Source organism: Exiguobacterium sp. R-17 (genome assembly GCF_049913315.1).
Classification (GTDB): Bacteria; Bacillota; Bacilli; order Exiguobacteriales; family Exiguobacteriaceae; genus Exiguobacterium_A.
Genome location: NZ_CP184372.1, coordinates 1,027,696 through 1,047,044 on the forward strand (window position 1 = coordinate 1,027,696; position 19,349 = coordinate 1,047,044).

Here is a 19,349-nt window from a genome sequence, read left to right on the forward strand (position 1 = left end):
TCAAAAAATCATTTAACATGAGGAATGGATAATCGTATCAATAGAGGAGGATGGGCGCGTGAGTGAGTTCGAGCAATGGTATCTCGAATATGAATTAAAGGTCAACCGTCCCGGTATACTCGGGGACATTGCTTCGTTGATGGGAATGTTACATATTTCGATCGTGACGATCAATGGTGTCGATCATCAACGACGCGGTATGTTGCTCCAAACGAAACAACCGGATCAAATTCCACGACTCGCTGCTATTCTCAAGACGATGTCAACCATAGAGGTCATCAAACTACGAAAACCAAAACTGCGTGATCGGATCGCGATTCGTCACGGTCGTTATATCGATCAAAGCAGTGATGAACGAAAGACGTTCCGCTTCGTTCGGGAAGACTTAGGGATTCTCGTCGATTTCATGGCAGAACTATGCAAACAGGATGGGCACTTGTTGATTGGTGTCCGCGGTATGCCACGAGTCGGAAAGACGGAATCGATCGTCGCTGCAAGCGTCAGTGCGAACAAGAAATGGTTGTTCCTTTCTTCGACGCTGATCAAACAGACGGTACGAACGTCGTTATTCGATGACGAACGGACTGGGGATTACGTCTACATCATCGATGCCTTGGTGTCGCAACGGAATTTCGATGAACGGCACTGGCAGATTTTACGCGAAGTCATGCGACTACCGGCGACGAAAATCGTCGAACATCCGGATGCATTCGTCAAATCAAGTGAATATACGTGGGATGATTTTGATTACATCATTGAATTACGCAACACGACAGAAGAAATCATTGTGACTGAACTGCCTCGTTCCCATGGGGGAAATGATTGGTTCAACTTTGAATAAGTATGAAAAATGGAAGGTGTGTTACCGATGACCGAGCTCGGAACCTACTTAAAGGAACAACGAGAGGCGCTAGGCGTCTCTCTCGAACAAATTCAAACGACGACGAAGATTCAAAAGCGTTACATCGTCGCGATTGAAGAAGGCAATTATGATCAATTACCGGGTGCGTTCTATGCCCGGGCCTTCATCAAGACATATGCGGAAGCACTCGGTCTTGACGTCGATGAAGTCTTCACGACCTATAAGCGTGATCTTCCGGAACCGGAGGCACAACCGGTCGTCGAATTATCACGACGCGCGACGTATTCGAAATCAAGTGCACCGAAGAAAAGCGTTGCAAAGCGCTGGATTCCGAACATCATCATCATCGTGCTAATTTTTGCGATTGGTGCTGCCTTGTATTATGGACTTCAGATGTTCCTCGACGGTAACGAAGAGGCAAAAACGTCTGCACCGAAGCAAAACGATGTCACGATTGATCAAGGAGACGCACCGAGTAAAGAAACGGATGCGCCTGCGAAGACAGAAGAAAAGCCGAAGGAGGAACCGGCGAAACAAGAAGAAACAAAAGAAAAACCTAAAAAAGAAGCGCTTGCTGCGAAGTCGACATCTGGTCAAGATGTCACCTATGAAGTCGCAACGAAAGGTACGATGAGTGTCTCGATTCAAATCAAGAAAGATGCCTCTCCATCACCATTCGTTGGTGTGCGTGATACATCCCTTGAAGGAGAAGCACTCGCGCCAGATCACATCAACGCGTCGGATCCGAATCCGATCGTCGTGAAGGACGCGAAGACGGACTTGATCCGGATCCGGATCGGTTCGATTAAAGGGATTGATAAAATCGTCGTCAATGACCAAGAACTGAAACTGAACCGTTCGCTTCTCGTCCAAAACATCTATCTGAAGAAAGTAGCCACGCCGTAAACCGGCGTGCCTTCTTTTAGATGGCATATTCATCTACATATGAAATGAAGGAGGAGGGCGTTACATGAACTTACCGAATCAATTGACAGTATTACGCGTTTTATTAATTCCCGTGTTCGTCATCGTACTTGCGATTGATCCGAACTGGGGACAGTGGGATGTACTAGGAGCTGAACTTCCCGTCTCACACTTCGTTGCAGCCATCATCTTCCTTGTTGCTTCACTGACGGATTGGCTCGATGGGTATATCGCCCGCAAACAAAATCTAGTAACGAACTTTGGAAAATTCATGGATCCACTTGCCGATAAGATGTTAGTCGCTGCTGCGCTCGTCTACCTTGTGGAACTTGACTTCGTTGCGGCATGGATCGTCGTCATCATTCTCTGCCGTGAGTTCGCTGTCACAGGTCTTCGTCTTGTCGCATCTGACGAAGGCATCGTTCTTGCTGCCGGAAACTCTGGGAAAGCAAAGACATGGGTCCAGTTGACATCGATTACAGCGTATTTATTGCACGATATCGTTTTTGCGATGTGGAATATTCCATTCGCAGACATCACGATGTGGCTTGCTCTTATCTTGACGATCTACTCAGGCGTCGAGTATTTCTCGAAAAACATCAAGTTAATTACGAAATCCATGTAAGTTGGATCAATTTAGACTGTTCGTCATACCGAACAGTCTTTTCTTATACTTCAAGAAGGTGAGGAATCAACATGAAAGCAGAAATCATCGCAGTCGGAAGTGAGCTTCTCCTTGGAGAAATCGCCAACACGAATGCACAGTACCTTTCCGAATGGCTAGCCAGTGCAGGAATTGACGTTCATTATCATACAGTCGTCGGTGACAACCGCGAGCGGATGCAGGAAACGTTCCGTCAGGCGCAACAGCGGGCGGATCTCCTTGTCATCACAGGGGGGCTTGGACCGACCGAGGATGACTTGACGAAAGAGGTGCTCGCTGACCTGCTTGGGCGCGATCTCGTTCTCGATCAAGCAGCGTACGAAAGAATCGAAGGATTCTTGAAGACACGTCAACGGGAGATGACGAACAATGAACGGAAACAAGCATTAGTCATCGCTGGCGCGACGGTTTTACGCAATGATGCGGGTCTTGCTCCCGGTATGTCGGTGCAGACGGAGCACCACCAATATATCGTTTTACCCGGTGTGCCACGTGAGATGAAGCAAATCCTCAAAGATCACTTCAGTCATTTGTTCGGTCAAGAGACAATCCGTTCCCGAACACTACGTTTCTTCGGAATCGGAGAATCGGCTCTAAACGATCGCCTGGAAACGTTAATCAAAGAAGCAACCAATCCATCGGTCGCCCCTTATGCGGAACTCGCTGAAGTACGGTTGCGTCTGACTGCTAAAGCACTCGATCAACAGGAAGCCGACCGTATGCTCGATGAACTGGAACAACACGTACTGGCTGAAGTGGGCATGTACTTTTATGGATATGGCGAGACAAGCCTGCCGGAAGTCGTACTGAAACGGTATCAAGAAGCAGGATTGACACTGTCACTCGCCGAATCACTGACGGGAGGAGCTGTCGCAAGTGGACTCGTTGATGTCAGCGGTGCGAGTCAAGTGTTGCGTGGGAGCGCCGTCGTGTATGATGATGCAGCGAAGCAAGGCGTATTATCGGTACCGGAAGTTTTGTTACGAGAGCATACTGCTGTCAGTAAAGAAGTCGCAATCGCGATGGCTGAAGGGGTACGCGAACTGTATCAATCCGATATCGCCGTCGCTTTGACAGGGGAAGCAGGTCCGACAAGCAACAGCGGAAAAGTGGTCGGAACCGTCTATTGTGCTGTTGCGGATGCACATGGAACACGCATCGTCGAATGGCAATATCCATCGTTCGACCGGGGAATGATTCGACTGCGCGCCGTCAAGGATACCTATTTCCTTCTACTGAAACATCTCGAAAAAGCATCCGAGTGAGAAAATTGGTCAAAGTGCAAGTATGCGAATAAATGTTCGTAAAATGCTTGTCATTCGGTCTCAAAAGAAGTACAATAATCTCAGTAAGATAATTAAAAGGAGGCCTGCTACGTGAGTGATCGTAAAGCAGCACTTGAGATGGCGTTACGCCAGATAGAGAAACAGTTCGGTAAAGGTTCCATCATGAAACTCGGAGAAAATGCGGATCAGAAGGTATCAGTGATCTCTTCTGGATCGATTACATTAGATATTGCCCTAGGTGCAGGTGGATACCCACGTGGACGGGTCATCGAAGTATACGGACCTGAATCGTCAGGTAAAACGACGGTAGCGCTTCATGCAATCGCAGAAGTTCAAAAACAAGGTGGACAAGCAGCATTCATCGATGCAGAGCACGCGCTTGATCCAGCATACGCAAATAAACTCGGTGTCAACATCGATGAGCTCCTCTTGTCACAACCGGATACTGGGGAGCAGGCACTTGAAATCGCGGAAGCACTCGTTCGTTCTGGTGCGGTCGATATTCTTGTCGTCGACTCTGTTGCGGCACTCGTACCAAAAGCAGAGATTGAAGGCGAGATGGGTGACTCACACGTCGGTCTTCAAGCGCGTTTGATGAGCCAAGCGCTCCGTAAGTTGTCTGGTGCAACGAATAAATCGAAAACGATTGTCATCTTCATCAACCAAATCCGTGAAAAAATCGGTGTCATGTTTGGTAACCCGGAAACGACTCCAGGTGGTCGAGCACTCAAATTCTACTCGTCTGTTCGTTTAGAAGTGCGTCGTGCGGAAGCGTTGAAAAACGGTACGGACGTCGTCGGTAACAAAACGAAGATCAAGGTCGTCAAAAACAAAATTGCTCCTCCGTTTAAACAAGCAGAAGTTGATATCATGTACGGTCTCGGTATTTCGAAGGTCGGTGAGTTGATCGACATCGGAACGGATCTGGATATCGTTCAAAAGAGTGGTGCATGGTATTCGTACAACTCAGAGCGTCTTGGTCAAGGGCGTGAGAACGCGAAGCAATACATGGTCGAGCATCCGGAAGTCGCAGCAGAGGTCGAACGTTTGATTCGTGAACATCACGGTCTCGTCGATCGCGAAGAGCCGGTTGATTTCGAAGCAGAACAACCAGAAGATCTATTTGCTGAATAAACCGTTTCAGAGAGGATTCGCATACGAATCCTCTCTTTTTTAGTGTAAAAGAGGAAAACAGTGGAATTCTTTCCCGTCCGTTCGTTGACAATGAACGAGTGCTATCCTTACAATATAGATGTACGTTTTTTAGACAGCTTCGATGAAATACCGAAATGAACTAAGAAACACCTTGCAAAGGGGAGGTGAACCCATGAGTACACTGACTTGGATTGTCATACTTCTCCTCACTTTGCTGATCGCATTCATCGTAGGCTACTTCTTGCGGAAATCGATTGCAGAAGCGAAAATTCAAGGCGCAGAAACGGAAGCGAATAAAATCGTTGAACGTGCGCGTGAATCGGCTGAGGCAACGAAAAAAGAAGCCGTACTCGAAGCGAAAGATGAAGCATTCAAACTTCGTAACGAAGTGGAAAAAGAATTGCGTGAACGTCGCCAAGAGCTAGCGAAACAAGAAGCCCGGTTGCTCCAGAAAGAAGAGACACTCGATCGCCGTGTTGACGCTATCGACCGTAAGGAAGATCAAATCAATACACGTGATGCAGAGATCGCGAAACGGAAGCATCAAGCTGAAGAACTAGAGCGCAAAGTAGAGGACCTGTATGAACAGGGACGTCAAGAGCTTGTCCGCGTCGCGAATTTATCGCAAGACGAGGCAAGAACAATCATCATGGATGAGACGAAACAGGCTGCTTTACACGACGCAGCCATTCTTCAAAAAGAAATCGAACAAAAAGCAAAAGAAGAAGCCGACAAGAAAGCACGTAACATCTTGTCACTTGCGATTCAACGGTTCGCCGCTGAACATATCGCAGAGACGACTGTATCGGTCGTCAACTTGCCGAACGATGAGATGAAAGGTCGCATCATCGGACGGGAAGGCCGCAACATCCGTACGCTCGAGACCTTGACTGGGATCGACTTGATCATCGATGATACGCCGGAAGCCGTCATTTTGTCTGGTTTTGACCCAATTCGTCGCGAAGTCGCTAAAATGGCGCTCGAGAAATTGGTTCAGGATGGTCGGATTCACCCGGCTCGTATTGAAGAGATGGTCGACAAATCCCGTCGTGAAGTCGACGAGCGGATTCGAGAAATCGGGGAAGAAGCGACGTATGATGTCGGAATCCACGGCATTCATCCGGACCTTGTCAAAATTCTCGGTCGCTTGAAGTACCGTACGAGTTACGGACAGAACGTCCTGTATCACTCACTTGAGGTTGCCCACCTTGCAGGTATGATGGCAGCTGAACTTGGAGAAGATGTCACGCTTGCGAAGCGTGCAGGTCTTCTGCATGATATCGGGAAAGCGATCGACCACGAAGTCGAAGGCAGTCACGTTGAGATTGGTGTCGAGCTCGGTACGAAGTACAAAGAGCATCCAACCGTCATCAACGCGATCGCATCACACCACGGAGATACGGAAGCGACATCTGTCATTTCTGTCTTGGTTGCAGCTGCGGATGCATTATCTGCTGCTCGTCCAGGTGCACGTCAAGAGACGCTCGAAAGTTATATCCGCCGTCTCGAACGCCTCGAGGAAATCTCGGAATCGTTCGACGGTGTCGAAAAATCATTTGCGATCCAAGCGGGTCGTGAAGTCCGCATCATCGTTCGACCTGACGTCGTCGATGATGTACTGGCTCACAAGATGGCGAGTGACATCCGGAAAAAAATCGAAGAAGAACTCGATTATCCGGGACACATCAAAGTCACGGTCATTCGGGAAACACGAGCAGTCGAATACGCGAAATAAGTGGAGTGGCGGGCGACCGCCACTTTTTTTAATGAACGGAGGAACAGCAATGAAGATTTTATTCGTCGGAGACGTCGTCGGTGCACCCGGTCGACATATCCTGCAACAATTTACAGCACGCTTGAAAGCGAAATACAATCCGAACGTCATGCTTGTCAACGGTGAAAATGCAGCACACGGACGCGGCATCACGAAATCGATTTATCATCAATTCCTCGAACTCGGATTCCACGGCATCACGATGGGGAACCATACGTTTGATAACCGTGACATCTTTGACTGGATTGACGACGCGGACCGGATCATCCGTCCTGCGAACTATCCGGAAGGCACACCAGGTCGTGGGATGATGATCGTTAAGGCAGGCAATAAAAAGATTGCCGTCATCAACGTCCAAGGAACGGTCTTCTTACCACCTCTCGGTGACCCGTTCCGTACCGTTGATGAACTGATTGCGGAAGTCGAAGGAAAAGTCGATGCGATATTCGTTGATGTCCATGCGGAAGCAACGAGTGAAAAAATCGCGATGGGTTATCACCTCGATGGTCGTGTACAAGCTGTCGTTGGCACACATACGCACGTCCAGACAGCAGATGAGCGTGTTCTTGACGGAGGAACGGCTTATATCACGGATGTCGGGATGACAGGTCCGTTGAACGGTGTGCTCGGGATGCGTCAGGAAGATGTCCTACGAAAATTTAAGACACAGCTCCCAACGCGGTTTGAAGTTGCCGAAGGACGGGAACAACTTAATGGAGTCTTGATTCATATCGATGACACAACAAAAAAAGCAACGAAGATTGAACGGATTCATCTGACGGATCAGTCAGTATTCTTCGACTGATTGCCATTTCTGGATGGGGAGGTACACGCATGGACGTCCTGAAAGTATCAGCTAAGTCGAATCCAAACGCGGTAGCAGGTGCACTCGCGGGTGTCATTCGAGAGAGAGGTTCCGTCGAGATTCAGGCCATTGGTGCGGGAGCGCTCAATCAATCTGTCAAAGCCGTCGCCATCGCACGCGGGTTCGTGGCGCCTTCTGGCATCGATTTGATTTGTATCCCAGCCTTCACAGACATTTTAATTGATGGAGAAGAAAGAACCGCCATCAAACTCATCATCGAACCACGATGATGAATTGGACATAGGTCCTATATTTACAAGTAGACCATTTACTCGACTGGAGTAGATGGTCTTTTTGCTGCGTCTTCGAATTTTTCTCACCTTTCCACCGAGGGAGCATTGTACTACTTCCGGTAAATCGGTATCATGAGGGAGGATAGAGAGAACTATCATTTCAGGGGACAGAGAAGGAGCGAACGTCGATGTATAATCAGTTATCATGGAAAGTTGGCGGTCAGCAGGGAGAAGGGATCGAATCAACAGGCGAAATCTTTGCGATTGCCTTGAATCGACTCGGCTATTACCTGTATGGCTACCGTCACTTTTCGTCACGTATCAAGGGAGGACATACGAATAATAAGATTCGTGTCGCGACACAGGAAGTCCGGACGATTTCCGATGATCTCGATATTTTGGTCGCATTCGATCAAGAGACGATCGACGTCAACTTCCATGAATTGCGTCAAGGTGCCATCATCATCGCGGATGCGAAATTCAATCCGACGAATCCGGACGAAGCGCGCGCCTCGTTGTATGCGATTCCATTTACGGAGATCGCAGCTGATCTCGGTACGGCCTTGATGAAGAACATGGTCGCGATTGGTGCATCGAGTGCGATTCTCGGCATTGCACCAGAGCGTTTCCAAGCCGTCGTCGAACAGATTTTCGGACGAAAAGGTCCAGATATGGTCGAGAAGAACTTAGCAGCAATCCGTGAAGGAGCAGCAGCGTTTGAAGCTCTTGCAGGAGAGGGCGAACGGTTCGTCTTGGAACCGGCTGACGGAAAACAACGGATGTTCATGATCGGAAACGATGCAATTGCTCTTGGCGCGATTGCCGGTGGAGCGCGTCTGATGGCAGCTTACCCGATTACACCATCATCTGAGATCATGGAATACTTAATCAAGAAATTACCGCAGTTCGGTGGAACGGTCGTCCAGACGGAAGACGAACTGGCAGCGGTTACGATGGCAATTGGTGCCAACTACGCAGGTGTCCGTGCTTTGACGGCGTCTGCTGGTCCAGGATTGTCACTAATGGCGGAAGCGATCGGATTATCCGGGATGACGGAAACACCGCTCGTCATCGTCGATACACAACGGGGTGGTCCGTCAACAGGTCTACCAACGAAACAGGAACAATCTGACTTGATGGCGATGATCTATAGTACACATGGTGAAATTCCAAAGGTCGTTTTGGCACCATCAACGGTCGAGGAAGCGTTCTACGATGCAGCAGAAGCATTTAACATCGCAGAAGAGTACCAATGTCCTGTCATTCTATTGACGGATTTGATGCTATCGCTCGGAAAACAATCGGTTGAGCCACCAGATATGTCACGCGTTGAGATCCGTCGCGGGAAGTTGATTCAGGAAGACTTACCGGAACTTGAAGGGAAAGCGTACTTCAAACGCTACGAAGTGACGGAAGATGGAATCAGCCCACGTGTCATTCCAGGCGTCAAGCACGGGATTCATCACGTGACGGGTGTTGAGCACAATGAGGAAGGGCGTCCGTCGGAAGCGACGAAGAACCGGGTCGATCAAATGACGAAACGACTTCGCAAGCTGAATACGTTCCGCTTACAGGATGCCGTTCTTGTAACGGAGCATCATGCAGAACCGGATATCTTATTCGTTGGTTTCAACTCGACACGTGGAACAATCGAAGAGATCATGCCACGACTCGAAACACAAGGGATCAAGGTCGATCACTTGCATATCCGTCAAGTCCATCCGTTCCCAAGTGAACTCGTCACGCCGCACTTAGAGCGGGCAAAACGAGTCATCGTCGTCGAGTACAATGCAACAGGACAACTGGCGAAGCTAATCCAGATGAACTGTGGACATGCATCGAAGATCGAGCATATCCTGAAATTCAATGGCGACCCGTTCTACCCGGCAGAGGTCGTCGAGCAGGTCGTAGGAGGGGTATATCATGGCAACCTTTAAGGATTTTAGAAATGATGTCAAACCAAACTGGTGTCCAGGGTGTGGAGACTTCTCGATTCAAGCAGCGATTCAGCGTGCTGTCGCAAACGTCGGGCTCGAACCAGAAGAGTTGGCATTGATTTCCGGGATTGGCTGTTCTGGTCGGATTTCCGGTTACATCAATACGTATGGCTTCCACGGCGTTCATGGACGATCTTTACCGATCGCCCAAGGTGTTAAGATGGCGAACCGCGAATTGACGGTCATCGCGTCTGGTGGCGACGGTGATGGATTCGCGATCGGCATGGGACATACGATTCATGCATTCAAACGGAATGTCGACATGACGTATATCGTCATGGACAATCAGATTTACGGCTTGACGAAAGGACAGACGTCACCTACTTCTGCACCGGGATTTAAGACGAAATCGACGCCAAAAGGATCGATTGAAAAGAGTGTTTCACCGGTTGAACTTGCTTTGACGGCTGGCGCGACGTTCGTTGCCCAGAGCTTCTCGAATGATTTGAAGGGCTTGACGCAACTGATCGAGCAAGCGACGGCACATAAAGGATTTGCGTTCATCAACGTCTTCAGTCCATGCGTCACATTCAACAAGGTCAATACGTACGATTGGTTCAAGCAGAACTTGACGAAGCTGTCCGATATCGAAGGATACGACCCGTCGAACTTGGATCTTGCAAAACAGACCGTTCATGCACACGATGGTCTCGTCATGGGATTGATCTATCAGGATGAAACACGTCCTGATTACCAGTCACAAATCGATGGGTACCAAGAATCCGGTCTCGCATATGCGGATCTTGAGCTAAACGAAGAAACATTCGGTAAACTAGCGGCAGAATTCATGTAAGATAGAGGAAAGATGTGTTTGGTTTTTGGGGATGCTAAACATTTGGAAGTTCGCCACATATAAATAAACGTGAGCTTCCGCGAAGGAGTCGGGGAAAGATGACGAAATTAGTAACAGCGGTAGAAGAGACGAAAACGACGAAAACGATGCGTGCACTTGTCAAAGAAGAGCGCGGATTCGGTGCGGCACTGAAAGAAGTACCCGTACCCGTACCGGATCGTGGAGAAGTCTTGATTCGAGTCGAGGCAACATCAATTTGTGGGACGGACGTGCATATCTATGAGTGGGATGCGTGGGCAGCGTCACGTGTCAATCCGCCGTATGTCTTCGGTCACGAGTTCTCGGGCGAAGTCGTCGAGCTCGGGGAGGGTACGAAACGCTTGAAACTTGGTGACCGTGTCTCGGCTGAGACGCATATCGTCTGTCATCAATGTAAACAGTGTCTTCGTGGGCAATATCATATCTGTAAGAACACGAAGATCATCGGTGTCGATACACAAGGCTGTTTTGCGGAATACGTCGTCATGCCGGAAGAAAACCTCTGGGTCAACCCGGAAGATATGCCAGCGGGAATCGCTTCGATTCAAGAGCCGATGGGAAATGCTGTCCATACCGTTCTTGCGAGTGATGTCAGCGCTAAAACGGTCGCGATCGTCGGTTGTGGTCCAATTGGTTTGATGGCAGTCTCAGTCGCTAAAGCAGCCGGTGCGGCGGAAGTCGTCGCAATCGACGTCAATCCGTATCGTCTTGAACTCGCACGGACGATGGGGGCAGATGTCGTCATCGATTCACGTCATGACGATGTCTTGGAGCGGATCGAGCGTATGACCGACGGCGACGGAATCGACGTTGTCTGTGAGATGAGTGGACATCCGGCTGCGATTCGTCAAGCATTCGAAATGGTGACAGCAGGTGGAGACGTCAACATCCTCAGTCTGCCGGTCAAACCGGTCGAAATCGATTTGACGAACCACGTTGTCTTCAAAGGCGTCCGGGTTCAAGGCATCACCGGTCGGAAGATGTATGAGACATGGAGTCAGGTTTCTGCTTTCTTATCAAGTGGAAAAGTTGATGTCCGACCGTTGATTACACACACGTTGCCGCTTGAGCGGTTCGAAGAAGGATTTGAATTGATGCGTCAAGGGAAATGCGGGAAAGTCGTATTACAACCAAGGGGGACGAATTAATGGGATTTGAACACTTACGGACAGAATTAGAAGAGATGAAACAGGCGGGCACGTTCCGCAACCTTGTAGCACTCGAGAGCGCGCAACACAATCGCGTGACGATTGACGGGAAGGAACTGATCCAACTGTCGTCGAACAACTACCTCGGACTCGCAGCACATCCGCGTCTTGCTGAACAAGCAGCGGAAGCAGCGCGGACGTTTGGTGCCGGAACAGGATCGGTTCGAACGATTGCTGGAACGCTCGAGATGCACCAAGCGTTTGAGCGGGAACTCGCGACATTCAAGCATACGGAAGCGGCACTTGTTTTCCAGTCGGGATTCGCAACGAATCTCGGTGTCTTATCAGCGTTACTCGGTCCTGAAGACGTTGTTATCTCGGATGAGTTGAACCACGCTTCGATCATCGACGGGATCCGTCTGACAAAAGCGAAACGCCGGATCTATAAACACGTTGACTTAGCGGATCTTGAAGCAGCATTACAAGAAACACAAGACGCACGGACGCGCCTCGTCGTCACGGACGGTGTCTTCTCGATGGATGGGAACATTGCACCACTTCCAGAAATCGTTGAATTAGCCGAGCGTTATGACGCGCTCGTCATGGTCGATGATGCGCACGCTTCAGGTGTTCTTGGGAAAGCAGGACGCGGTACGGTCAATCACTTCGGTCTTGACGGTCGGGTTGCCTTGCAAGTCGGTACACTCTCAAAAGCAATCGGAGTCCTCGGTGGATACGTTGCGTGTGAACAACACGTCAAAGATTACTTGATCCATAAAGGGCGTCCGTTCTTATTCTCGACATCACATCCACCAGCAGTCGTTGAAGCAAACCGGGAAGCACTTCGTGTCATGGAAGAAGAAACGGTCCTCTTTGATCGTCTGTGGGAAAACACGGAATTCTTCAAACAAGGATTACGGGATCTTGGATTCGATATCGGGACGTCTACGACACCGATCACACCGGTCATCGTCGGTGATGAGGCGCGTTGTCACGAATTATCCGATCGCCTCCGTCAAGAAGGTGTCTTTGCTCAAGGAATCGCCTTCCCGACCGTTGCAAAAGGAAAAGCACGTGTTCGGACGATCGTAACGGCGGAACATACACGCGAAGACTTAACGACAGCTCTTGCAGCGTTCGAAAAAGTCGGTCGTGAATTAAACTTGATCGGTTGATATCGATCACGGACGAACCAGGTCCGCATACTTTCAGGCAGCGGATCAGCGATCCGCTGCCTGAAGTGCGTCATGACGAAAGAATCAAAGTCGACCGTTTTTACTTTTGCGAGATAGGGAATAATAGATGAGGAAAGGATGTGACCTGATGAGTATGAAGAAGAAAGGGATACTGCTCTCATTTTTGATGCTGACACTACTCCTTGGGGGGTGTATTCGCATCCAGTACGATGCAACGATCCATACCGATCAGAGCGTCACCTTAAAAACGACATATGCCGCAAAGGAACATCCAGTGGCGCGTTTACTGAATCTAAATCCGAATTGGAAAGGTTATGTCAAACAGGCAGAAAAGAATGGCTATGCGGCAAAGACGTTCAAGACGAAGGATGACTACGAAGGCATCCGGATGCAGAAGACATTTGCGAACTTCAAGGACATGACGTCGATCAAAGACGAATGGAAGACGGGCATCGGTGGGATTCTCATTCCACCTGATACGAAGTTCGACATGAAAAAATCAGACGGATTTTGGTTTGATACGTATCGACTTGATACGAACATCGATCTAAGTATCGATCGCCTGAACATCAAAGGGTATCAACCGACGGGTCAAGTCAAGAAACTTGCTGATCGTTATATTCGCCAAGCCGATATCGAGATCAAGCTCCACGGTCCGAAAGTGATTGGTCTCCAAAACGGAGAAAAGATCGACTGGTCGAATTACCATGATGTGTCATGGAAATTATACGGAACGAAAGCAAACCAACTACAGTTGATTGCCTATGTACCAAATCCGACAGGCTGGATCATCACCGGTGTTGTATTATTGATCGGTGTTGGCTTATTGCTTTACTGGATCTTTCACCGTGTCCGTCGTTTGCGTCGGCAACAGTTGAAGACAATCAGTATTTCGCTCCTTGTCTGTTTGATTGTCGGAGGAGGGGCATGGTGGCTATTCGCGGAAGATACATCGAGTGCTCCACCGCCAACGCGTCAGATCGTTACGCAAGGAAAGAGTGAAATCGTACCGACGTTCCTCGTCCATGGATTGTTCGGTACAGAGCGGACGTTCGTCCCAATGATTCAGAACTTCACGAAAAAAAAAGTTGCCGATGATGGCGGTCGATGTGACGTGACTCGTTCTGGGAAAGCGACTTGTAGCGTCACACCCTCGTCAACCGGCTACCCGCTTGTCCGAATCGTCTTTGCAGACGACGAGGCGAGCCTTGCCGATCAACAAAAGTGGTTGAATGCAGCGATTGCTGCGTATGATGCGAAACAAAAAGCGACCTTTGCCGATATCCAGCTCGTCGGGCACAGCATGGGTGGTGTGGATGTCGTCGCCTATACGGTCCAAGAAGAGATGCCGTATCACGTCCGAAAAGTTGTGACGCTCGACTCACCAATCGCCGGCTCCGATTATGCAAAACTCGGGTTGACGCTCGCACCGCTTGGCACGAATACGAACAGTCCCGCCATTCGTGATCTCGCGAAGGGCTCACCAGCGATGAACAATTTAACTAAGCGGCTCGAGACGTGGCCGCGCGATGTACTCGTCTATTCGTTTGGTGCCAAAGGAGGCGATTTCAATCTGATTTCGTTAAAGAGTTCCTTTGCACTCGAGAACTACACGGATAATATCCAGACAAAATCGTATAAATATGATCACTTCACGATTCATCGCCGGGAGCCGGTCTTCCGCGAAATCCGCAATTTCCTATTTAAAGAAAATCGGGTCACGGAGGAGGAATCATCATGAAACACGTCGTCATCGTCGGCGGAGGAATTGCAGGTTTAACGGCTGCGGCTCTGATCGCACAAGAAGGCCATACTGTTACCGTCCTTGAAGGAAGTCGTGAATGGGGGGGATCAGCCGGGAAGTTCACGCGCCGGGACCTGACGTATCCGGTAGGGGCGACACTCGGAATGGGGTTTGAGCCCGGTGGTATTCACGCCCGTGTTCTTGATCATCTTGGAGTAACGCATCAGGTCGAGTCGCTCGACGTCGTCATGACGATTCGCATCGCAGGACGGACGATTCATTATTATCAGGATCGTGCTGCGTTTCTAACCGAATTGACGTCACATTTTCCGGAGCAGGCATCGTCGATTCAGGCTTTCTTTGCTGAAATCGAGCAGATTCACGAGATGATTCGTCCGCTAATGGCAGAACTGCCAGCATTACCACTTCAAGATCCAGCAGACGTCCGGCGGTTAGTCCGTCACGCGAAAAGTGTTGTTCTCTTTCCGTATTTTCCGCTGACGATTGGTCATTTGTTACGAAAACATCGACTAGCGGATACGTTATTCGCACAAGTGATCGATGGGATTTTGCTCGACAGCATGCAGACAGGGCAGGAGGCCTCAGCTTTACTAGGAGCCGTCGCCTTATCGATTTATCATGAAGGTGCCTATTATGTTCCGGGAGGCTTGTACCGACTAGCTGAGCAATTGAAAGAGACAGCAGAGGAGAGCGGGGCAACCTGTCTCCTTGGGCGAAAAGTCACGTCGATTCGAAAGACATCAGATGGATTTTTGATTGAGGATCGCCGAGGACGCTTGATGATTGCTGATGCTGTCATCTGTGCGGTTCCGCTTGAAGGCATCCGGGAAGTCGTCAGCATGGATATGCGACGAACGTTACGACGAACGTACCGACGACAGGAAAAATTACAGCAATGGGCGACCTTTACGTATTATGCGGCGATTCCAGAGGCACTCATTTTGTCTGACGAAGCATTCCGGCAAGTTCATGATCCGTCCTTACCTTCAGGTCATGCCTTCATCTCGCTGTCCCGTCCGGATGATCGATTACGTGCACCAGTTGGTCAGCGGACGCTGACGATGTCATGCCATGTTCCGATTGGTACGTTTGATAAGACGAACCGGAAACGCTATGACGGACAAGTCGAGACGATGTCGGCGATCTTCGAAGCCATTCTCGAGCAGCAGTTTCCTGGCTTCGCGCAACAGGCAATCGAACGCCATCCGGGTGGACCAGGTGCATGGGTCCGCTATACGTTCCGTCCGGATGGTGGAGTCGGTGGATATCCGCAACGTCCGAGTACGAGTCTCCTATTCGCGGCACCGTTTCGAACAGGTGTCGATCATTTCTTTGCAATCGGCGATACCATCTTTCCGGGTGCTGGAACGATCGGTGCGACGACGTCTGCGATCCATGTTGCCCGACAGTTTGGAGTCAGATTGTGAGAAATCGTCGTAAAATGATGAAAGAAGCGACGCATCTGTCGCTTTTTTCACATTTGAGGATTATGATGAGGAAGAGTCGGGAACATGATATCCATGAACAAAAAGAGAGAAGGAGTGAAGAACCATGGAGACATTCGAGCAAAAATGTCAGTCGTTCATTCAGGAACGACGACCTGAAGTCGGTCCGATTCAATTCGAGTCGGCGCGTACGTTTCTCAATGCACGCGGTTTAAGTGTCTACGAACGGATTTATCAAGGGAAAGAAGAAGTCCGATTAGCGTTCGTTGAACAGACAAATGGTCAACAACTCGTTTCATTAATGGAAAATACATTTGGCAACGGACTGGTCTATTTTGTCTCAACGGCAACCGCGACATGGGATGGCGACCGTTTTGGTGAATACACGTTTTAAGTACATAGGGAGTCCCAGTCGATGACTGGGGCTCTTTCGTGTCGAAACCTAATCCTTGTCCCGTTCGTAAGGTAGATAAGTGACTCAGTTGAAGGAGGAAACGATGTGTCATCATTTGAACAACCTAAAACATCGACACGGCGGCTTGCAACCGTTTCGTTGATTTTCATGGCGGTCGGATTCGTCGTCTCATTGCCATTTAAAGAAAATGCCTGGGTCTTTTGGCTCCAGAGTGGTTTTGAAGCCGGACTCGTTGGTGGGATTGCCGACTGGTTCGCGATCACGGCGTTGTTTCGTCACCCGCTCGGCTTAAAGATTCCCCATACGAACCTATTGCCGAAAAATCGGGAACGGGTCATCGAATCGATTGTTCATATGCTCGAGACGGACTTACTGAACAAAGAAAGTATCGTTGCGAAGCTGCAACATATGACGCTTGCAGATCGTGTCATCAAAATTTTACGTTCGATTCTGGTCTTACCTGCCTTTCGAGCAACCGTCACCGAGCTGTTGATGGGGTTGATTCGGAAACTACCGAAAGAGGCAATTCTTGAGTTTGCGAATACACGGGTGACGGAGACGATCAAAGCGTATCCGTCCAAACGGCTGGCGGTCCGGGCGATGGAGTTGAATGAGGAACGTCGACTCGACGAGTGGCTGATGGATCAGTTACTCGATTACGGCCAACGTCTTCTCGAAGATCCGATCATTCGCGATCAGATTGGCCGCCTTGCTTATACGGCAATGATTGACCAAGAAAAAAATACGTTTTTGCGGGTGACGGCGCGAACCGTCCAAAAAGTCTATTCGGAAGAAAAACTCAGTCTGGTCATTCAAGGCGTCTTGTTGACGGTCATTCAAGATATGCGGCACGTCCATCATCCAAATCGACTCGCGATTCTCGATCATCTGCGTCGTAACCTGGCACAGTTGTCGATTGATGAAGAGCGTCTCGCGAAAATCGATGCTTGGAAGGCAAGTGAGGTTGACCGGTTTGACTTCGTACCGGTCATTGAACGTGCCTATGACGCTGGTCTGATCGAGCTCGAACGCTATTTGACGTCAGACGCTTTCTGGACGGAACGGGCGATGCCGATGCTTTCGCGCGCTTTAGACGACTGGGAACAGCATCCGACGTTCAAGGATAGCAGTGATCAGTGGATGAAGGAGCAACTCGTGCGTTTCGTCGAACAAAATCACCAAAAAATCGGCGGACTCGTGCGCGAGAACTTAAACCGGTTCGATACCGAGACACTCATTCACATGATCGAGGATAAGGTTGGCAGTGACTTGCAATGGATCCGGGTCAACGGAGCATTGTGTGGATTCATCATCGGTTTGATCCTCGGTGCCATCAAGGTGTTCGTCGGATGAGTCGGTGGACGTATGATCTGACGTTGTCGGAAGCATTTGATTTTAAAGGAATCGTGTCTCGTTTGACGGAAGACCCGTTACAAATCGAACAGAATGGGCGACTCGTCGTTCCAATCTTCGTTGAAGAACAGGCGTATATTACGACGGTTGAAGATATCGACGGCTTCACGTTACGGATTGACGGTTCAGGACCACAAGCAGCGGTGTTGGCACAACTCAAGCGACGCTTTCGACTCAGTGAGCCGAATCCTGCGCAGCGTCTCAAGACGACGTCATTACATGCGATCGTCGAACAGTTCGGCGACGAACGGCTCGTTCTTGATCATTCACCGTTCACGGCCTTGATTCGTTCGATCATCCATCAACAAATCAATCTGTCGTTTGCGCATACGTTGACGGAACGTGTCTTTCGGACATTCGGAACGGTCAAGGATGGAATCATCCTACCGCCGACACCGCGCCAACTAGCGGCAGCGCGTCGCGAGGACTTGCTCGCTCTGCAACTATCAGGACGTAAAGTCGATTATCTACTCGGGGTAGCAACAGCAGCGATTGATTATGATGCATTGACGTCAGCGACCGACGCAGAAATCGCTGAGACGTTGATTGCACTGAAAGGTGTCGGACCATGGACGGTTCAAAACGTCCTGATGTTCGGGTACGGTCGTCCGGATCTTTTCCCGGCATCGGACATTGGGATATTACGGGCTTTTGAACGATTACTTGGATATCGACCGACAGTAGAAGAAGCGACGCGACTGGCAGAGGAATTCGCTCCTGTTCGCAGTCACGCCGCCTATCTATTATGGCGTTCGATTGAATAAGGAACTATTCTTGTCACTCTATCGTCAGAACGGTATAATGAATGCGATAGAACGAGGAATCGTTCAGAAATGCTAAGGGAAGCGACGTGTTCGCTAACGATAGAGGGGACGAATGTGGATGTATACAGATGAACAAATCATCGAAAAAGCCAATGAAATCGCCAAAATGATTTCAGAGACACCGGAAGTAGAACGATTCAAAGCGGCAGAAGCCAACATCAATGGGAATGAAAAAGTCCAAAAGATGATGAAACAAATCAAGTTCCTTCAAAAAGAGGCAGTCAACTGCCAACATTACGGCAAAACAGAAGCACTCGCACGTGTCGAAGCGAAGCTCGATAAATTGTTTGCTGAGCTTGATGAGATGCCTGTCGTCCAACAGTTCCAAGAAACGCAAGAAGAAGTCAATGGACTTCTCCAATACATCACGGTGACGATCTCGAACGGGATTACGGATCAAATCATCGAAGCAACGGACGGAGATGTTCTTGCAGGTAAGACAGGTAGCGGTATGGAAGCAGAAAACAAAAGCGGCGGTTGCGGCTACTAATCACGAAATGAACGAAAAGCCGACGGACATCCGTCGGCTTTTTCGACGAATGAGGTGGAAG

18 protein-coding genes are annotated in these 19,349 nt (G+C 49.4%); all 18 read left to right on the forward strand.

Translation table 11 applies throughout. The annotated features are described in order from the left end of the window. The first annotated feature begins 58 nt into the window (after positions 1-58). The 18 genes from ACN9MT_RS05330 (at position 59) to ACN9MT_RS05415 (ending at position 19,288) form a co-directional block, all read left to right on the forward strand. Positions 59-841 (forward strand): DUF3388 domain-containing protein, encoded by a 783-nt coding sequence (locus ACN9MT_RS05330; protein ID WP_023467698.1) that lies wholly within the window; start codon positions 59-61, stop codon positions 839-841. 27 nt (positions 842-868) lie between these two features. After that, positions 869-1,768, forward strand: coding sequence for a helix-turn-helix domain-containing protein (locus ACN9MT_RS05335; protein ID WP_426272916.1), 900 nt, complete (start codon positions 869-871; stop codon positions 1,766-1,768). 64 nt (positions 1,769-1,832) lie between these two features. Continuing rightward, complete coding sequence (gene pgsA / locus ACN9MT_RS05340) at positions 1,833-2,411, forward strand: CDP-diacylglycerol--glycerol-3-phosphate 3-phosphatidyltransferase (protein ID WP_035408854.1); 579 nt, start codon at positions 1,833-1,835, stop codon at positions 2,409-2,411. A gap of 71 nt (positions 2,412-2,482) precedes the next feature. Further along, a complete protein-coding gene (locus ACN9MT_RS05345) occupies positions 2,483-3,715 on the forward strand; it encodes a competence/damage-inducible protein A (protein WP_056060439.1) in 1,233 nt (410 codons plus the stop codon). A 111-nt stretch (positions 3,716-3,826) separates the two neighbouring features. Continuing rightward, positions 3,827-4,870: a recombinase RecA gene (recA, locus tag ACN9MT_RS05350; protein ID WP_023467702.1), complete on the forward strand. Its 1,044-nt coding sequence runs from the start codon at positions 3,827-3,829 to the stop codon at positions 4,868-4,870. A 193-nt stretch (positions 4,871-5,063) separates the two neighbouring features. Continuing rightward, positions 5,064-6,626 carry a ribonuclease Y gene (gene rny, locus ACN9MT_RS05355; protein ID WP_023467703.1) on the forward strand — a complete coding sequence of 521 codons (1,563 nt, stop codon included), beginning with the start codon at positions 5,064-5,066 and terminating at the stop codon, positions 6,624-6,626. Between the two features lie 49 nt (positions 6,627-6,675). Then, positions 6,676-7,470: a TIGR00282 family metallophosphoesterase gene (locus tag ACN9MT_RS05360; RefSeq protein ID WP_035408850.1), complete on the forward strand. Its 795-nt coding sequence runs from the start codon at positions 6,676-6,678 to the stop codon at positions 7,468-7,470. Positions 7,471-7,499: 29 nt separating this feature from the next. Continuing rightward, positions 7,500-7,760 (forward strand): stage V sporulation protein S, encoded by a 261-nt coding sequence (locus ACN9MT_RS05365; RefSeq protein WP_023467705.1) that lies wholly within the window; start codon positions 7,500-7,502, stop codon positions 7,758-7,760. Positions 7,761-7,951: 191 nt separating this feature from the next. Further along, complete coding sequence (locus ACN9MT_RS05370; RefSeq protein ID WP_056060443.1) at positions 7,952-9,700, forward strand: 2-oxoacid:acceptor oxidoreductase subunit alpha; 1,749 nt, start codon at positions 7,952-7,954, stop codon at positions 9,698-9,700. After that, positions 9,687-10,553, forward strand: coding sequence for a 2-oxoacid:ferredoxin oxidoreductase subunit beta (locus tag ACN9MT_RS05375; RefSeq protein WP_023467707.1), 867 nt, complete (start codon positions 9,687-9,689; stop codon positions 10,551-10,553). Before ACN9MT_RS05370 ends, ACN9MT_RS05375 begins: the two co-directional genes overlap by 14 nt. Before the next feature lie 98 nt (positions 10,554-10,651). Then, complete coding sequence (gene tdh / locus ACN9MT_RS05380; protein WP_426272917.1) at positions 10,652-11,740, forward strand: L-threonine 3-dehydrogenase; 1,089 nt, start codon at positions 10,652-10,654, stop codon at positions 11,738-11,740. Beyond that, a complete protein-coding gene (locus ACN9MT_RS05385) occupies positions 11,740-12,915 on the forward strand; it encodes a glycine C-acetyltransferase (protein WP_035408845.1) in 1,176 nt (391 codons plus the stop codon). Before tdh ends, ACN9MT_RS05385 begins: the two co-directional genes overlap by 1 nt. 145 nt (positions 12,916-13,060) lie before the next feature. Then, complete coding sequence (locus tag ACN9MT_RS05390) at positions 13,061-14,677, forward strand: alpha/beta hydrolase (protein WP_426273465.1); 1,617 nt, start codon at positions 13,061-13,063, stop codon at positions 14,675-14,677. Continuing rightward, on the forward strand, positions 14,674-16,128 hold the full coding sequence (locus ACN9MT_RS05395; protein WP_426272918.1) for a phytoene desaturase family protein: 1,455 nt from the start codon (positions 14,674-14,676) through the stop codon (positions 16,126-16,128). Before ACN9MT_RS05390 ends, ACN9MT_RS05395 begins: the two co-directional genes overlap by 4 nt. Before the next feature lie 124 nt (positions 16,129-16,252). Further along, positions 16,253-16,540 (forward strand): hypothetical protein, encoded by a 288-nt coding sequence (locus ACN9MT_RS05400; RefSeq protein WP_029341204.1) that lies wholly within the window; start codon positions 16,253-16,255, stop codon positions 16,538-16,540. 105 nt (positions 16,541-16,645) lie between these two features. Further along, complete coding sequence (locus ACN9MT_RS05405; RefSeq protein ID WP_035408840.1) at positions 16,646-17,914, forward strand: DUF445 domain-containing protein; 1,269 nt, start codon at positions 16,646-16,648, stop codon at positions 17,912-17,914. Beyond that, positions 17,911-18,738 carry a DNA-3-methyladenine glycosylase family protein gene (locus ACN9MT_RS05410; RefSeq protein ID WP_426272919.1) on the forward strand — a complete coding sequence of 276 codons (828 nt, stop codon included), beginning with the start codon at positions 17,911-17,913 and terminating at the stop codon, positions 18,736-18,738. Before ACN9MT_RS05405 ends, ACN9MT_RS05410 begins: the two co-directional genes overlap by 4 nt. A 112-nt stretch (positions 18,739-18,850) precedes the next feature. Further along, the gene (locus tag ACN9MT_RS05415) at positions 18,851-19,288 is read left to right on the forward strand and encodes a RicAFT regulatory complex protein RicA family protein (protein WP_023467714.1); all 438 of its coding nucleotides are present in this window, start codon (positions 18,851-18,853) and stop codon (positions 19,286-19,288) included. Positions 19,289-19,349: the final 61 nt, after the last annotated feature.

Coding starts and splice junctions, on each gene's coding strand:
- ACN9MT_RS05410 (WP_426272919.1), top strand. CDS start 17,911: ATGAGTCGGTGGACGTATGATCTGACGTTGTCGGAAGCATTTGATTTT.
- ACN9MT_RS05395 (WP_426272918.1), top strand. CDS start 14,674: ATGAAACACGTCGTCATCGTCGGCGGAGGAATTGCAGGTTTAACGGCT.
- ACN9MT_RS05375 (WP_023467707.1), top strand. CDS start 9,687: ATGGCAACCTTTAAGGATTTTAGAAATGATGTCAAACCAAACTGGTGT.
- ACN9MT_RS05365 (WP_023467705.1), top strand. CDS start 7,500: ATGGACGTCCTGAAAGTATCAGCTAAGTCGAATCCAAACGCGGTAGCA.
- ACN9MT_RS05370 (WP_056060443.1), top strand. CDS start 7,952: ATGTATAATCAGTTATCATGGAAAGTTGGCGGTCAGCAGGGAGAAGGG.
- ACN9MT_RS05335 (WP_426272916.1), top strand. CDS start 869: ATGACCGAGCTCGGAACCTACTTAAAGGAACAACGAGAGGCGCTAGGC.
- tdh (WP_426272917.1), top strand. CDS start 10,652: ATGACGAAATTAGTAACAGCGGTAGAAGAGACGAAAACGACGAAAACG.
- ACN9MT_RS05415 (WP_023467714.1), top strand. CDS start 18,851: ATGTGGATGTATACAGATGAACAAATCATCGAAAAAGCCAATGAAATC.
- ACN9MT_RS05360 (WP_035408850.1), top strand. CDS start 6,676: ATGAAGATTTTATTCGTCGGAGACGTCGTCGGTGCACCCGGTCGACAT.
- ACN9MT_RS05345 (WP_056060439.1), top strand. CDS start 2,483: ATGAAAGCAGAAATCATCGCAGTCGGAAGTGAGCTTCTCCTTGGAGAA.
- ACN9MT_RS05385 (WP_035408845.1), top strand. CDS start 11,740: ATGGGATTTGAACACTTACGGACAGAATTAGAAGAGATGAAACAGGCG.
- rny (WP_023467703.1), top strand. CDS start 5,064: ATGAGTACACTGACTTGGATTGTCATACTTCTCCTCACTTTGCTGATC.
- pgsA (WP_035408854.1), top strand. CDS start 1,833: ATGAACTTACCGAATCAATTGACAGTATTACGCGTTTTATTAATTCCC.
- ACN9MT_RS05400 (WP_029341204.1), top strand. CDS start 16,253: ATGGAGACATTCGAGCAAAAATGTCAGTCGTTCATTCAGGAACGACGA.